12 protein-coding genes are annotated in these 15,939 nt (G+C 71.8%); 5 read left to right on the forward strand and 7 right to left on the reverse strand.

The features are described 5' to 3' along the window. The 4 genes from ACO07H_RS11290 to paoC all read left to right on the forward strand — a co-directional run bounded on the left by ACO07H_RS11290 (window position 1) and on the right by paoC (window position 5,674). Entirely contained in the window at window positions 1-1,737 is a 1,737-nt protein-coding gene (locus ACO07H_RS11290; protein ID WP_422014102.1) for a gamma-glutamyltransferase family protein, read from the forward strand. Window positions 1,738-1,860: 123 nt separating this feature from the next. Beyond that, the gene (gene paoA / locus ACO07H_RS11295; protein WP_422014104.1) at window positions 1,861-2,505 is read left to right on the forward strand and encodes an aldehyde dehydrogenase iron-sulfur subunit PaoA; all 645 of its coding nucleotides are present in this window, start codon (window positions 1,861-1,863) and stop codon (window positions 2,503-2,505) included. Beyond that, window positions 2,502-3,461: an FAD binding domain-containing protein gene (locus ACO07H_RS11300; RefSeq protein ID WP_422014106.1), complete on the forward strand. Its 960-nt coding sequence runs from the start codon at window positions 2,502-2,504 to the stop codon at window positions 3,459-3,461. Before paoA ends, ACO07H_RS11300 begins: the two co-directional genes overlap by 4 nt. A gap of 14 nt (window positions 3,462-3,475) precedes the next feature. After that, window positions 3,476-5,674, forward strand: coding sequence for an aldehyde oxidoreductase molybdenum-binding subunit PaoC (gene paoC / locus ACO07H_RS11305; RefSeq protein ID WP_422014108.1), 2,199 nt, complete (start codon window positions 3,476-3,478; stop codon window positions 5,672-5,674). A 516-nt stretch (window positions 5,675-6,190) separates the two neighbouring features. Here the strand turns inward: paoC and ACO07H_RS11310 are convergent. Both ACO07H_RS11310 and ACO07H_RS11315 read right to left on the reverse strand, forming a co-directional pair. Then, complete coding sequence (locus ACO07H_RS11310) at window positions 6,191-6,637, reverse strand: disulfide bond formation protein B (protein ID WP_422014110.1); 447 nt, start codon at window positions 6,635-6,637, stop codon at window positions 6,191-6,193. 44 nt (window positions 6,638-6,681) lie between these two features. Then, window positions 6,682-7,149, reverse strand: coding sequence for a RidA family protein (locus ACO07H_RS11315; protein WP_422014112.1), 468 nt, complete (start codon window positions 7,147-7,149; stop codon window positions 6,682-6,684). A 137-nt stretch (window positions 7,150-7,286) separates the two neighbouring features. Between ACO07H_RS11315 and ACO07H_RS11320 the strand changes: the two genes are divergently transcribed. After that, the gene (locus ACO07H_RS11320) at window positions 7,287-9,716 is read left to right on the forward strand and encodes a DNA internalization-related competence protein ComEC/Rec2 (protein ID WP_422014114.1); all 2,430 of its coding nucleotides are present in this window, start codon (window positions 7,287-7,289) and stop codon (window positions 9,714-9,716) included. A gap of 18 nt (window positions 9,717-9,734) precedes the next feature. Here ACO07H_RS11320 and mltB read toward each other — a convergent pair whose 3' ends face one another. The 5 genes from mltB to ACO07H_RS11345 all read right to left on the reverse strand — a co-directional run bounded on the left by mltB (window position 9,735) and on the right by ACO07H_RS11345 (window position 15,924). Continuing rightward, window positions 9,735-10,739: a lytic murein transglycosylase B gene (gene mltB / locus ACO07H_RS11325; RefSeq protein WP_422014116.1), complete on the reverse strand. Its 1,005-nt coding sequence runs from the start codon at window positions 10,737-10,739 to the stop codon at window positions 9,735-9,737. Window positions 10,740-10,828: 89 nt separating this feature from the next. Beyond that, the gene (locus ACO07H_RS11330; protein ID WP_422014118.1) at window positions 10,829-11,911 is read right to left on the reverse strand and encodes a hypothetical protein; all 1,083 of its coding nucleotides are present in this window, start codon (window positions 11,909-11,911) and stop codon (window positions 10,829-10,831) included. Window positions 11,912-11,941: 30 nt separating this feature from the next. Then, entirely contained in the window at window positions 11,942-14,002 is a 2,061-nt protein-coding gene (locus ACO07H_RS11335; RefSeq protein ID WP_422014120.1) for a transglutaminaseTgpA domain-containing protein, read from the reverse strand. Further along, complete coding sequence (locus ACO07H_RS11340; protein ID WP_422014122.1) at window positions 13,999-14,973, reverse strand: DUF58 domain-containing protein; 975 nt, start codon at window positions 14,971-14,973, stop codon at window positions 13,999-14,001. The genes ACO07H_RS11335 and ACO07H_RS11340 overlap by 4 nt, the downstream gene beginning before the upstream one ends. 12 nt (window positions 14,974-14,985) lie before the next feature. Next, window positions 14,986-15,924, reverse strand: a complete 939-nt coding sequence (locus tag ACO07H_RS11345; RefSeq protein ID WP_422014124.1) for an AAA family ATPase — start codon at window positions 15,922-15,924, stop codon at window positions 14,986-14,988. Window positions 15,925-15,939 lie beyond the last annotated feature (15 nt).

The following is a 15,939-nucleotide window of genomic DNA, read 5'->3' on the forward strand; positions in this document are numbered from 1 at the left end:
TTGTTCGCCCTTCAGGTGCCGTCGGCCGGGGCGGTCGAGCAACCGGAAGCGGCCACCACCCGCACCGCCAAGCAGGGCAGCCTGACAGCGCCGGCCCGGCGCTTCGCCGTGACGGCGGCCAACCCGCTGGCGGTGGACGCCGGCGTCGAGATGCTGAAGGCGGGCGGCTCGGCCTTGGACGCGGCCGTGGCCGTGCAGGCCGTGCTGGGGCTGGTCGAGCCGCAGTCCAGCGGCATCGCCGGTGGCGCCTTCCTGATGCACTGGGACGGCCGGCAGGTGCAGTCCTTCGATGGGCGCGAGACGGCGCCCGCCGCCGCCACGCCGCAGATGTTCCTGAAGCCCGACGGCAAGCCGCTGCCGATGCGCGAGGCCGTCATGAGCGGCCTGTCCACCGGCACGCCCGGCGTGCTGGCCATGCTGGCCGAAGGCCACCGCCAGCACGGCCGGCTGCCGTGGGCGCGGCTGTTCGAGCCCGCCATCCGGCTGGCCGAGCGGGGCTTCGCGATCAGCCCGCGGCTGTTCGAGCTGTTCAGCGCCGAACCCGCGCTGCGCCACGACCCGCAGGCCGCCCCGTACTTCTTCGACGCCGCCGGCCAGCCCAAGCCGGTGGGCACCGTGCTGAAGAACCCGGCCTACGCCGCCGTGCTGCGCGGTATCGCCAGACAGGGCGCCAAGGGCTTCTACGAGGGCCCGGTGGCCGAGGACATCGTGCGCCGCGTGCAGGGCCATGTGCGACCGGGGCTGCTGACGGTCGCCGACCTCGCGGGCTACAAGCCCGTCGTGCGCCCGCCGCTGTGCAACGACTGGCGCAGTTGGCGCGTCTGCGGCTTCGGCCCACCGACGTCCGGGCACCTGACGCTGATGCAGATCCTCGGCCTGCTGGACACCCAGCCCGCCGCCGTCGCCGCCCAGGGGATCACGGCGGACTGGATGCACGCCTATGCCGAGTCCGCCAAGCTCGCATTCGCCGACCGCGCCCAGTTCATCGGCGACCCGGCCTTCGTCACCGCGCCGGGCGGGGACTGGCAGAGCCTGCTTGCACCGGCCTACCTGAAGCAGCGGGGCGCGTTGATCGGCCCCACGGCGATGGGCACGGCCACGGCCGGCCAGCCGGGTGACGTGAAGCAGGCGTGGGCGCCGCAGGCCGCGCAGCTCGAGGCGGGCACCAGCCAGGTCAGCGTCGTCGACGCCCAGGGCCACGCGGTGTCCATGACCACCAGCGTCGAGTCCGCCTTCGGCAACCGCGTCATGAGCGACGGCGGCACGGGCCTGGCCGGCGGCTTCATGCTGAACAACCAGCTCACCGACTTCTCGCTGAACCCGGTGGGCGCCGACGGCAAACCGGTGGCCAACCGCGTCGAGGCGGGCAAGCGGCCGCGCTCCAGCATGGCGCCCACGCTGGTGTTCGACCGCGCCGGCCAGCTCGTGCTGGTGGCCGGCTCACCGGGCGGGCCGGTCATCATCCATTACGTGGCCAAGGTCATCACCGGCGCGCTGGCCTGGGGGCTGCCGGTGCAGCAGGCGGTGGACCTGCCCAACTTCGGCCACTTCAACTCGGGCGTGCTCATCGTCGAGCACGGCACGCTGACGGACGCGCAGCTCGCGGACCTGCGCGGCCGCGGCCACCAGGTCAGCGAGACCGACCTGACGAGCGGCCTGCAGGTGCTGATGCGGGTGAAGGGCGGCTGGGTCGGCGGCGCCGACCCGCGGCGCGAGGGCGTCGTCAAGGGCGAGTAGCCCGCGCGAACCCGGCGGCCGCGGTAACGGTCGAGGCGTCCGGCGCCGCGACGGCACGCTGTCCGACACGGGCTGCGGGGGTGGACCGCCTAGGCTGCATCACCACCAGCTCGGAGCTTTGCCATGGATGATGGGCGGACCAGTCTTTCCCGTCGTGACGTGCTGATCGCCAGCGCGGGCACGGCCACGATCATGGCGGCCGATGCCGCACCACCCGCCGCAACGGCGGCGTCCCGCATGAAGGACAGTGCCATGGGCCCCGTGAGCCTCGAGGTCAACGGCCAGCCGCACACGCTGGACCTGGACACCCGCACCACGCTGCTGGACGCCTTGCGCGAACACCTGCGGCTGACCGGCACCAAGAAGGGATGCGACCACGGCCAGTGCGGTGCGTGCACCGTGCTGCTGGACGGGCGGCGTGTCAACAGCTGCCTGACCTTCGTCGTCATGCTCGACGGTGCCAAGGTCACCACCATCGAGGGCCTGGGCACACCGCAGCGCATGCACCCGCTGCAGGCGGCTTTCGTCGCCCAAGACGGCTACCAGTGCGGCTACTGCACGCCGGGCCAGATCTGTTCGGCCGCGGGCATGCTGGACGAGCTCCTGCGCGGCGTGCCCAGCCACGTGACGGCCGACCTGACCGCCAGGCCGCTGCTGTCCGCCGAAGAGCTGCGCGAGCGCATGAGCGGCAACCTGTGCCGCTGTGGTGCCTACTCCAACATCGCCGACGCGATCACCAGCGTCGGCGTGAACGGCGGTGCCGCATGAAGGCCTTCACCTACGAGCGCGCCCGCACACCGGCCGAAGCGGCCGATGCGGTCGCACGCCGGCCGGACGCCAAGTTCATCGCCGGCGGCACCAACCTCATCGACCTGATGAAGCTGCAGATCGAGGCGCCCGCGCACCTGGTGGACGTCAACGCGCTGGGGCTGGACCGCATCGAGCCCGTGGCATCGAGCGAAGGTGGCGGCCTGCGCGTGGGCGCGCTGGTGCGCAACACCGACCTCGCCGCCGATGCCCGCGTGCGCAAGGACTACGCCGTGCTGTCGCGCGCGCTGCTGTCCGGCGCCTCCGCGCAGTTGCGCAACCGCGCCACCACGGCGGGGAACCTGCTGCAGCGCACGCGCTGCCCCTACTTCTACGACACGCAGCAGCCCTGCAACAAGCGCCAGCCCGGCAGTGGCTGCAGCGCGGTGGGCGGCGTGGCTCGCTCGCTGGCCGTCATCGGCGCCAGCACCGCCTGCATCGCCACGCACCCGAGCGACATGGCCGTGGCGATGCGCGTGCTGGACGCGCAGGTCGAGACCGTGCAGCCCGACGGGCACACGCGCCGCATCCCGATCGCGGACTTCCACCGCCTGCCGGGCGACACGCCGCATGTGGAGAACGCGCTGGCGCAGGGCGAGCTGGTCACGTCGGTCTGGCTGCCGCCGCCGGTGGGCGGCGAGCACGTCTACCGCAAGGTGCGCGACCGCGCGTCGTATGCGTTCGCGCTGGTGTCCGTCGCTGCCATCCGCCAGCGCGACGGCAGCGCACGCGTGGCTTTCGGCGGCGTGGCGCCCCGGCCCTGGCGCGTCGAGGCCGCCGAATCGCAACTCGCCAAGGGCGTGCACACCTTCTTCGCCCAGGCCTTCGCAGGCGCCGCGCCGCAGCACGACAACGCGTTCAAGCTGCAGCTGGCCGAGCGCCTGCTGGGCGACGTCCTCCACCCTGCCCGCAGCTGAAAGGACGGCCGACCATGCGATTCGACAAGCCCGCCACCACCAACCCCATCGACCAGGGCAAGGCCATCGGCCGCGCCACGCCGCGCATCGACGGCCCGATGAAGACCACCGGCACGGCGCCCTACGCCTACGAGCACCACGACGCCACGCCCACGCCCGCGGTGGGCTTCATCGTCGGCGCCGGCATCGCCAAGGGCCGGGTCAAGTCCCTGGACCTGCGCGCGGCCCGCGCGGCACCCGGCGTGATCGCCATCGTCACCGCGCAGAATGCCGGCAAGCTGGGCAAGGGCAGCAAGAACACCGCGCCGCTGCTGGGCGGCCCGCAGGTGGACCACTACCACCAGGCGCTGGCCGTCGTGGTGGCCGAGAGCTTCGAGCAGGCGCGCGCCGCGGCGCAGCTCGTCGAGATCCGCTACGACGCGGCGCCCGGCCGCTTCGACCTGGCCGCCGAGCAGCCGCATGCGCCCCTGGCCAAGGGCGACGGCATGGGCGGCAAGTCGGAAACGCGCGTCGGCCAGTTCGAGACCGCGTTCGCCGCAGCTCCTGTGCAGCTCGATGCCCGCTACACCACCCCCGACCAGAGCCACGCGATGATGGAGCCGCACGCCACCATCGCCGCCTGGGAGGGGCGCAAGCTGACGGTGTGGACGTCCAACCAGATGATCGACTGGGCCGTGACGGACCTGGCCAAGACGCTGGGCATCCCGAAGCAGGACGTGCACGTGAAGTCGCCCTACATCGGCGGCGGCTTCGGCGGCAAGCTGTTCCTGCGCGCCGATGTGGTGCTGGCCGCGCTGGGCGCCAAGGCCGCCGGCCGGCCGGTGAAGATCGCACTGCCGCGCCCCTTCATCTTCAACAACACGACGCACCGGCCTGCCACCCTGCAGCGTGTGCGCCTGGGCGCGGACCGCGACGGGCGCATCACGGCCATCGGCCACGAGAGCTGGTCCGGCGACCTGCCCGGCGGCGGGCCCGAGACGGCGGTGGCGCAGACGCGGTTGCTGTACGCCGGCGAGCACCGCTACACCGCGATGCGCCTGGCCGTGCTGGACCTGCCCGAGGGCAACGCGATGCGTGCGCCGGGCGAGGCCCCGGGCCTGATGGCGCTGGAGATCGCGATGGACGAGATGGCCGAGAAGCTGGGCCTGGACCCCATCGAGTTCCGCCTGCGCAACGACACGCAGGTGGACCCCGAGAAGCCGCAGCGCCCGTTCTCGCAGCGCCGCCTGGCCGAGTGCCTGAAGACCGGCGCCGAGCGCTTCGGCTGGCAGCGCCGCAATGCCAGGCCGGCCCAGGTGCGCGACGGCCGCTGGCTGGTGGGCATGGGCGTGGCGGCGGCGTTTCGCAACAACATGCTGATGAAGTCCAGGGCGCGCGTGCGGCTGGACGCGCAGGGCCGCGTCACCGTCGAGACGGACATGACGGACATCGGCACCGGCACCTACACCATCCTCGCGCAGACGGCGGCCGAGACGATGGGCGTGCCGCTGGCGCAGGTCATCGTGCGGCTGGGCGATTCGGCGTTCCCCGTCTCCTGCGGTTCGGGCGGGCAGTGGGGCGCCAACAACTCGACGTCGGGCGTCTATGCGGCCTGCATGAAGCTGCGCGGCCTGGTGGTCCAACAGGCTGGCCTGGGCGATGACGCGGCGTTCGCCGACGGCCAGGTGCGTGGCGGCGGCAAGGCCGTGCCGTTGTCGTCCTTCGCGGGCCTGGTGGCCGAGGACGGCATCGAGTACGGCGACCTCGACAAGCGTTACCAGCAGTCCACCTTCGGCGGGCATTTCGTCGAGGTGGCCGTGGACGCGGTGAGCGGCGAGATCCGCGTGCGGCGCATGCTGGCGGTCTGCGCGGCGGGGCGCATCCTGAACCCCATGTCGGCGCGCAGCCAGATCATCGGCGCGATGACGATGGGCGTGGGCGCGGCGCTGATGGAAGCGCTGCATGTCGATGTGCGGCGCGGGTTCTTCGTGAACCACGACCTCGCGGGCTACGAGGTGCCAGTGCACGCGGACATCCCGCACCAGGACGTGGTGTTCCTGGACGAGACCGACCCCATCTCCTCGCCGATGAAGGCCAAGGGCGTGGGCGAGCTGGGCATCTGCGGCGCGGCGGCGGCGGTCGCGAACGCGGTCTACAACGCCACGGGGGTGCGGGTGCGGGACTACCCGCTGACGCTGGACAAGCTGTTGAAGGGGTTGCCGGCGGTGGTTTGAGCCACGCTTGGTGGATGGTGAGTGGGGTGCCCTGCGCTGCTCGAACAGCGAGGCCCGCGTGCAACTCGCGCCGCTGCGCTCTGCTCAAACAGTCGCGCGGAGTCAGATGTTGAAGTGCGCTGCACGCACGCCTCGCTGTTCTGCGCTGCTCGGCGGTTTTTAAGGGGAGTTTCTTACCAGCCCAACAGACAAACCCGGAAGCCGGCTGGCGCCGGCTGTTCCTGGGTCCCCCTAGTAGTCCGCCGAGCAGCGGAAGGTCTTGAGGCCGCGAGCGAAGCTCGCTTCAAGAACTGACTTCGCGAAGATGTTTGAGCAGAGCGTAGCGGCGCGAGTTCTTCGCGGGGCCTCAAGACCTGAGCAGCGCAGGGCAGCCCGCTGCGAAGCAAAGGGCCGGGCGGATCGGGGGCGCTTTCTTTGCCTACTTTCGTGTGCGTACAAGAAAGTAGGTCGCCCGCCGGGGCGAACTCCCGGCACCACAGCAGGCGCCAGGCAGGAGTCAATCAAACCACCGTGTCCTCAGCGCTTGCCGAGAACAACAAGCCCAGCCGCGCCAATCGCCACGAACAGCAGCCCGCTCCAGACCTCATACGGCAACCCGATCAACCGGTAAGCCGCAGCTTCCGCGCAGTTCGCCGTGATCATGAACACCGACGGCCATAGCTCCTCCAGGTTCAGCGCCGTGACGATCTGGTCCGCCAGGCCCATCGCACAGGTGGCCGTCTGCGATGCCACCTCATGCTGGAAGACGGCGGCCGCCACGCCCGCCACGCACAGCAGCAGCACGGCGACCACGGCCGACTGACGCAGCGCGCGCGTGGCTTGCACCAGCCAGCCCAGCAGCGAGAACGCCCCGATCAACAGGAAGATGCCCCGCTGCAGCACGCACCACGGGCAGGGTTTCACGCCGAACTGGTGCTGGGCGATGAGGGCGATGCCGACGGCGGCGAAGCTCGCCGCGGCCATGCCTGCCAGCGCGCGGGCCGGCAGCTTGGAAGGCCGCCTGAACATCAGTCGCTGACTTCCGCGATCAACTCGATCTCGACGCAGGCGCCCATCGGGATCTGCGCCACGCCGAACGCGCTGCGTGCATGCTTGCCCGCGTCGCCCAGCACGGCGGCCAGCAGCTCGGAGCAGCCGTTGGTGACGAGATGCTGCTCGGTGAAGTCCGGCGTGCTGTTGACCAGGCTCATGACCTTGACGATGCGCACCACCTTGCCCAGGTCGCCCGTGGCGGCCTGCAGCGTGCCGAGCAGGTCGATGGCGATGGCGCGCGCGGCCTGCTGGCCGGTCGCGGTGTCGGTGTCCTTGCCGAGCTGGCCGACCCAGGCCTTGCCGTCCTTCTTGGCGATGTGGCCCGAGACGAACAGCAGGTTGCCGGTGCGCACGAACGGCTGGTAGGCCGCGGCGGGCACGGCGAGCGGGGGCAGGGTGATGCCGAGCTCGGCGAGCTTGGCCTGGATGGCGGATGAGTTCATGGGAAGGTCTCGGGCTCTGCCCGCCGGGTTCGCCCTGGGGCGGCCCGGCGGGCGCATGCGGGGTCGCGCGGTGGCGCGGGAACAAAACGGCGGCATGCTACACCCCGAGACCCGACCGGATCGGGCAGGGAGGCAAGGTGGCGAAGCGGCCCTGGGGCATGCGCGAGCTGGTGGCGATGGGCCTGGCCTGGCTGGCCGGGCTGGCGCTCGTGCAGCGCTGCGAGCGGCTACCGACGGGGGCCGAATACGCGGCCCTGGCGCTGGCCTTCCTGCTGCTGTGGCTGTGGCGCCGCCGGCACTGGCTGGCGTTGGCCGGCGGCGTGGCGGTGCTGGCCTTCATGCAGACGGCCGTACGGGCCGACCTGCGGCTGATGCCCGAGCTGCATCCGGCCTGGGAAGGCCGCGACCTCGTGTTGACCGGCCGCGTCGATTCGCTGCCCGTGGCGCTGACGGGGCAGGGCGGCGTGCCGGGCTGGCGGTTCGAATTCGCCGTCGAGGGCGTGGGCCCGACCGGCACCGCGCTGCCGCCCGAGGTGCCCGCGCGGCTGATGCTGCTGTCGTACCAGGGCCTGCAGGGGACCCAGCAAACCAGGGACGCACCTTCCATCACGGCCGGCGAGCGCTGGCGCTTCACGGCGCGGCTCAAGCGGGCGCACGGGCTGGCGAACCCGGGCGGCTTCGACGCGGAGCTGTGGCTGTTCGAACAGGGCTTGCGCGCCAGTGGCGTGGTGCGCGCAGCTGAACGGCTGCAGGCCGCGCCGTGGTGGTCCATCGACGCGGCCCGGCAGCGGCTGCGCACGGCCATCCGCGAGCACGTGGCCGACCCCGGCATGGCCGGTGTGCTGGCCGCGCTGACGCTGGGCGACCAGAACGCCATCACCCATACCGACTGGGCGCTGTTCCGTGATACGGCGGTGGCGCATCTGTTGTCGGTCAGCGGCCTGCACGTGACGCTGTTCGCCTGGCTCGCCGCCGCGCTCGTCGCGCCGCTGTGGCGTCGCAGCACGCGGCTGTGCCTGCGTGTGCCGGGGCCGCTGGCCGCGCGCTGGATCGGCGTGGCTGCGGCGCTGGGCTATGCGCTGTTCTCGGGCTGGGGCGTGCCGGCGCAGCGCACGGTGGTCATGCTGGCGGCCGTGGCCGGGCTGCAGACGCTGGGCCTGCGCTGGCCCTGGCCGCTGGTGCTGCTGGGCGCGGCGGTCGTCGTCACGGCCGTGGACCCGTGGGCGCTGATGCAGCCGGGGTTCTGGCTGTCGTTCGGTGCGGTGGGCCTGCTGATGGCCGGTGGTGGCGAGACGGGGCCGACGTGGCGGGCGCGGCTGAAGGCGGCGCTGCACACCCAGGCCATCGCGACGGTCGGACTCGCGCCGCTGGGCCTGATCTGCTTTGCGCAGCTGTCGGCGGTGGGCCTGCTGGCCAACCTCGTCGCCATCCCGCTCATCAGCTTCGTCGTCACGCCGTTGGCGCTGCTGGGCGGCGTGTTCGCGCCGCTGTGGACGCTCGCGGCCTGGCTGATGCACGCCCTGATGGCTTGGCTCAGGCTGCTGGCCTCGCTGCCTGGCGCCGTCTGGTGGCCGCCGGCCGCGCCGCTGTGGGCGCAGGGGCTGGCGTTGCTCGGGGCTGTGCTGATGATCCTGCGGCTGCCGTGGCGCCTGCGCCTGGCGGGCCTCGCGATGGCGCTGCCGTTGCTGTGGCCGGCCGTGACGCGGCCGCCCGCCGGCGAGTTCGAGCTGATCGCGCCCGACATCGGCCAGGGCAACGCGGTGCTGGTGCGCACGCGCGACCATGCGCTGCTGTTCGACAGCGGCCCGGCGTACGCGCCCGGTGCGGATGCCGGCGAGCGCGTGCTGTTGCCACTGCTGCGTCGCCTGGGCGTGCACCGGCTGGACATGCTGGTGCTGAGCCACCGCGATGGCGACCACGTTGGCGGCGCCGTGACGCTGATGCAGGCGCTGCCGGTGGGCGAGTTGCGCAGCTCGCTCGAAGACAGCCACCCGCTGCGACGCGCCGGCCCGCCGGCCCTGCGCTGCGAAGCCGGCCAGGCCTGGGCCTGGGACGGCGTGCGCTTCGAGCTGCTGCACCCGACGCCGGCACACTACGACGCCGCGCTCAAGTCCAACGACATGTCGTGCGTGCTGCGCATCACGTCGAGCGCGGGCCGGCGTGCGCTGCTGGCCGGTGACCTGGAGGCCGAGCAGGAGCGGCGCCTCGTGCGCCGTGAGCCCGATCTGCGCGCCGATGTGCTGCTGGTGCCGCACCATGGCAGCAAGACGTCGTCCAGCGCCGAGTTCCTGGCCGCCGTGCAGCCCCGGGTCGGCCTGGTGCAGGCCGGCTACCGCAGCCGTTTCGGCCACCCGGCGCCGCCGGTGCTGGCGCGCTACCAGGCGGCCGGCGTGCCGGTCGTGGCGAGCCCCGCGTGCGGCGCGTGGCGCTGGCAGAGCGACGCGCCGTTGTCGGCCGCCACCTGCGAGCGCGAGCTGAGTCGCCGCTATTGGAGCGACCGCGTCGCGCCGCCGCTGCCGCAGGCGGAGGTCGCCGGACCCGAGTGGCCGGGCGAAGAGGGCTGGTAGGCGTCGTCGCCGACGGGATCAGCGCTGCGCCTGCAGCCGCCGCGCCCGCACGGCCTGGCCCAGTTCGATGACGGCCAGCGCGTAGTAGGCCGACCAGTTGTAGCGCGTGACGACCCAGAAGTTCTGCGTGCCCAGCAGCACGGTGGTCGGCTTCTTCGGGCCATTCTGCAGCTCGATGACGGCCATGGGACCGTCGTGGTCGCGTGCCGCCTCGGACGGCTGGGCGCCGGCAGTGGTGAGTTCGGCGGCGGTGAAGGTCGGCTTGATGTCGGGTGCCAGCAGCCGCGCGCGCTGCAGCCGGTCCGCCGGCAGGGTCACGCTGTAGTGCGTGGCCTCGCCGGGCTTCCAGCCGTACTCGGACAGGTAATGCGCCACGCTGCCGATGGCGTCCACCGGGCTGGCGATCAGGTCGACGCGGCCGTCGCCGTCGAAGTCCACCGCGTGCCTGCGCCAACTGCCCGGCATGAACTGCGGCCAGCCCAGCGCGCCCGCATAGCTGCCACGCACGTCGGCGGCGTCCAGCCCGTTCTCGCGGCACAGCTTCAGGAACTCGGCCAGTTCATCGCGGAAGAACGCCTGCCGGTCCGCGGCCCGCGGATGCTCGGCGGGGAAGTCGAACGCCAGCGTCGCCAGCGCGTCCAGCACCTTGAAGCCGCCGGTGATGCGGCCGTAGAAGGTCTCCACGCCGATGATGCCGACGATGACCTCGGCGGGTACGCCGTACTGGCTCTCGGCCCGCGTGAGTGCGGCTTCGTGCTCGTTCCAGAACGCGACGCCGGCCTCCAGCCGCCTGGGCTCGATGAAGCGGTCGCGGTAGGCCGTCCAGTTCTTGGCCGTGCCGGTGGCGGCCGGCAGGATCAGCTGCTTCACGCGCGGCAGGTCCAGCGCCTGCGAGAGCTGCTCACGCAGCGCGGCGGCGTCCCAGTTCTGGGCGGCAGCGAGGTCGTCGGCGAAGGTGATGACGGCGGGGCGAGAGCCCAGCGGCTGGGGCGGCGCAGTTGGCTGCGCGGCAGGCTTCGACACGGCCGCATGCCGTTTGGGAGACGCCGCGTGTGATGCTTGGGTGAGCAGCAGGCCGGCGATGACGAGCGCCGGGATCCGGCTGTAACGGTTCATCTGTAGTCGAACTGGAACTCTTGGTGGAACAGATGGTCGCCTGCGCAACGGTAGGTGCCCAGTGTCCGGTACACCGCAGCGCGGAAGAACATGGCGACCTCCGGGGGGACGGCCGGCCTGCTGCTCAACACCGTGATCGCAGCGGCGACGGGCACGCTGTCCTGAACTTCGGCCACCACCTTGAACAACACATTGCCCGACCACTCCAGCGCGCCGATGGCGCCCACATCCGGCCTGGGCATTTGCGCGCAGGTCATGGATTCGCGACTCGCTGCGGCGGGCGGCTGCTCGCGTGGCGGGGTCGGCTTTCGTTCGGGGAACTGCGGTTGGTCAGGCAACTGGCGTGGCGGCCGGGGCTTGGGCAGGTCCTGGATTTCCTTGAGGAAGGCCTGCAGTCGCGGATTGCTGTCGGCCATCAGCGTGTCAAGGAGGTCTTCCGATGCGGCGATCTTCGCGGTCAGCGCAGGATCGCGCCCCGGGCACTGTTCAAGCCAGTAGCGCTTGGCCTCGTCCAGGTCGGGCTTGGCCCCGGCAGACGCCAGCGCCGTGCGAATGCGGTCAAACGGCAGCGGCGACTGTTGCGCGAAGTACGAGATGCGACGCAGGTTGGCGCCCCACAAGCCGACAGCCTCGCGGATCAGCACCTGCGGGTGGCATGCCGCTAGCGTCAGAGGGCGTGCGAACTGGGCCGCCATCCAAGCCGAGAGGCCATCATGGGCTTTCGCGTCGATCGCTCCCTTGACGCTGGCGTCCAACAGCAATGCGTCGACCACCTGCGCATAACCCCGCAAGGCGGCGCGGATCAGCGGTGTCTGTCCTTGTGGGTCGGCAGCGGTCAGTTCTTGCGCATGGGGCGTGGCCACGATCAATTCGCGAATCTTGCGTGCCACATCGGCCTCGGCCTGCCGTTGTGCGGTCCAGTCGTCGGTTGCTCCGGCCTGCGTGGCTGCGCCCAATGAGTCGATGAGCTGGGCAACTGAAGCGGCTTGTGTCTGCGCATGAGACGCCGCGCTGCCAAAAGCCAGCGCTGCCGCCAGCAGGGACGCTTGCGTGAGCCGTGTGTTGATCGTCAATTTCATGACCCGGAAGCTGGTGGAGGAGTGGCGATGCTAACGGTCCGGCGCGAGTGGGCGTGCTGACCGCCGCAGCTCGGCCAGCAGCCGGCGATGCCGGCCTTGATGGCGCTGATGATCCGGCTTGGCGTAGCGGATCTGTTCGAGCCGGTGGAGCACGGCAACCAGGTCTGCGGCGCGAGGGCCGAAGCGCTGTTCAGCCAGCCGCGCCCAGGTCAACGGTGCCTGTGCGGAGGTGGCTGGCAGCCCGATGCGCTGCAACTCCTCGACCGCCGCCAGGCGCAGCCGGCTCCACGCATCACGCGGCCGGCTGCTCCAGCGTATCCACGCCCCGCCCGCCAGCGCCAGTGCCAGGATCACACCCGCCAGCGCCTGCCCCAGCCCCGTCCAGTCGGCGCGTTCGAAGCCCAGGCGCTTGAGCAGGTCGAACTGGTTCTGGCGCGAATAGTTCAGCACCAGTTGCTGCCAGCGGTTGTTGACGGTCTCCCAGCCGTTGCGCATGGCGCGCCACAAGGTCGGGTTGAACTGGCCCAGCACGCCCGGCTGTGGCCGCAGCGCCTGGCCCTGGATGACACGGTTGGGCGCGACGGCCGAGGTGGGGTCGCTGCGCACCCAGCCGCGGCCTTCGACCCAGTACTCGGCCCAAGCGTGCGCGTTGGCGTTGCGCACCACGTAGTAGCCGTCCTGCGGTTCGGCGTCCCAGCCCTGGAAGCCGGTGACGATGCGGGCGGGCACGTCCATGGCGCGCATCAGCACGACGAAGGCGGAGGCGAAGTGCTCGCAGAAGCCCAGGCGGCGGTCCAGCCAGAACTCGTCGATGACGTGGGGCGACTCCACGCCGTAGCGGCCCGGGGTGAGGGTGTAGGTGAAGTCCTGGGTGCGGATGTGCTCCAGCAGCGCGGCCGCCAGGGCTTGCGCGCGCGGCCCTGGGGCCAGGTCGGCAAAGCGCGGCTCGGCGGCCAGCCGGGTGGCCCAGGCGAGCGTGCGCGGGTTGGCGCTGGGCGGCAGGTCGACATCCAGCGCCAGCTGCAGGCGGTTGCGCCGCTCGCCGGCCTGCCAGGCCAGGTGGGCGCTGGTGTTGAAGCGCAGCCGCTCGGTGATGGGCCGCGGCGACAGCCACTGCAGCTCCGTGCCGCGCACGAGCACGAGGTCGGTCAGCGGCAGTTCGCTGCCAACCCTGCCGGGGCTCATCTCCAGCAGCGGCAGCACCGAGATGCGCAGCGGCTCCAGCGTCACCTCGTAGCGCAGCGCGGGTCCGGTGGTGACGAGCTCGTCGCGGCCGAGCAGCCAGCTCTGGCTGGGGCGCGGGTCGGGCGCGCGCCAGGTCTTGCCGTCGAAGCGCGTCAGCACGGGGCCACGGAAGTAGCGCTGGTCGGGCGGCGGCGGCGGGCCGTCGAACTTCAGCCGCATCGCGATGCTGTCGTCGTTGGCGATCTCGTTCATCGCGCCGAATTCGAGCTGGTTGGACAGGCCCGTCTTGCCGATGGCCTCGGTCGGCACGCCCCACAGCGGCGCGATACGCGGGAACAGCACGAACAGCAGCACCATCACCGGCAGGCCCAGCGCTGTCGTGCCCGCGGCGTGTCGGGCGGCGACAGCGATGCTGGGCACGCCCTGGGCTTCGGTGGACGGCATCTGCGCCAGCACCACGGCCGCCAGCAGCCCCCACAACGCGATGAGCGACCACGCGGCCGTCAGCAGCGACTGCGAGTACAGGAACTGCGTCAGCACCAGGAAGAAGCCGAGGAAGAACACGACGAAGGCATCGCGGCGGGCGCGCAGCTCCATCGTCTTCAGCGCCATCAGCATGACGAGCAGCGTGATGCCCGCCTCGCGGCCGACCAGCGTGCGGTAGCTGAGCCAGGTGAGCGCCGTGTACGGCACGACGATGGCGAGCAGCCACCAGCGGCTGGGCAGCGGCCGCTGGCGCCAGGCCAGCAGGCCGCGCCAGCCGAGCACGAGCAGGGTCAGCGCGCTGCTCCACCACGGCAGATGGTCGGCATGCGGGGCGATGACGGCGGCGATGACGCCGAGCAGGAAGAGGCTGTCGCGGGTGTCGCGCGGCAGGCGGCGCCAGCCGTCACCGACGCGGCTCATGCGCCGAACCCCGCGAGCTGCTCCAGGCAGCTTCGGGCATGGGCCGGGCCGAGTGCGGGTGCGGTGTCGCGGCCGCCCAGGCGCAGTCCATAGGGCTGGCCCAGCCGCTCGGCGGCCAGCACCCAGGCGGTCAGCCGGGACAGGCGCGCCTCCACGTCGCGCCCCTGGGTGTCGCGCCAGTCCAGCCACAAATCCCGGGCCATCGGCGCGTCGGTCTCGCGCACCCAGGGCGGCAGGCCCTGGTCCAGCGCGAGCACCGACTTGCGCCACAGGATCTGCTTCATGGCGTCGCCGCGCCGGTAGCTGCGCACGCCCGAGAAGTCCGTGCCGCTGCGCGACTGGCGCGTCGAGACGGCCTCGCCGGCGCCGGCATCCGCCTGCACCGGAAACGGGGCTGTCACGGCCTCGGGCCGGGGATAGATCCAGATGCGGCTGGCGGGCCGCCAGTAGCTCCAGGCGCGGAAGAAGCCGAGCGGGAAGCGCGTCGTGATGACCAGGCGGCGCAGGTCGCGCAGCCCGCGCCGCTCGGCGGGCAGGCGCAGCTTGAGGATGGCATGCCCGAGGGCGGGCACGTCCACCCAGGCGGGCTCGGTCGTGCCGCCGTCCAGCTGGGCGCTGACGGCGATGCCGAAGCGCGCGCGGGCGCTGTTGTGCAGGCGCAGCTCCAGCGTGTAGTCGTCACCCGCATGCACGCCGTCGGGCACGCGCAAATCCATCTGCAGGCCGCGCAGGTTGGCGTGCGTGGTGTGCATGGAGGCCAGGCCGGCGCCGGTCAGCGCGAAGGTGAGGGCGTAGCCCAGGCTCAACTGCTCATTGATGCTGGCCAGCAGCAGCACGCCCAGCGTGCCGCAGAAGGCCAGGCCGGCCAGCGTGGGCACGATGTAGACGTTGCGCTGCGTGGTCTGGTGCGTGTCGGCCTGCGGCTGGCGGCCTTGCCACCAGCGCTGCCAGCGACGTTGGAGGGCAATCATCGGTGCGTGGTGTCAGGGCAGCGGGATGGCCTCGACCATGGCGCGCACCTGCTCGCGCGCGCCCCGGCCCGCACCGGCGCGCGGCTGCAGCCGGTGCGCGATGGTCTGCGGCAGGATGGCCTGCACGTCGTCGGGCGACACGTAGTCGCGCCCCTGCAGCAGCGCCCGGGCGCGTGACGCGCGCAGCACGGCCAGGCCGGCACGCGGCGACAGGCCCTCGACGAACCACTGGCCCGAGCGGGTGGCAGCGATCAGCGCCTGCAGGTAGTCCAGCAGGGGCGGCGCGGCGTGGATCTGGCGCAGCGCGTCGCGGGCCTGCAGCAGTTCGGCCGGCGTCATGACCGGCTGCAGCGCGCGCAGCAGCGCGCGGCTGTCCTCGCCCATCAGCAGCTCGCGCTCCGCGGCGGCATCGGGGTAGCCCAGCGAGATGCACATCAGGAAGCGGTCCAGCTGCGACTCGGGCAGCGGGAAGGTGCCCAACTGCTCGCTCGGGTTCTGCGTGGCGATGACGAAGAACGGCGCCGGCAGCGGGTGGCTGATGCCCTCGATGCTGACCTGATGCTCCTCCATCGCCTCCAGCAGCGCGCTCTGCGTCTTGGGGCCGGCGCGGTTGATCTCGTCGGCCAGCAGCACCTGCGCGAACACCGGCCCGGGATGGAAGGCGAAACCGTTCCTCTCGCGTTCATAGACCGACACGCCCAGCAGGTCGCTGGGCAGCAGGTCGGCCGTGAACTGCAGGCGCGAGAACTTCAGCCCCAGCGAGATCGCCAGCGCGTGCGCGAGCGTCGTCTTGCCGACGCCGGGCAGGTCTTCGATGAGCAGGTGGCCGCCGGCCACCAGGCAGGCCAGGGAATCGGCGATCTGGTCCGGCTTGCCCTTGATGACCGTGCTAATCTGGTTTTGCAGCGCCAGCAGTTGCGCCGCCAGCGTTCGTGATTGGGCTTGCGTCATGAGGCTGGACCATAG

The sequence above is a fragment of the Roseateles sp. genome (assembly GCF_965229315.1).
Taxonomy (GTDB): Bacteria; Pseudomonadota; Gammaproteobacteria; order Burkholderiales; family Burkholderiaceae_C; genus Pelomonas.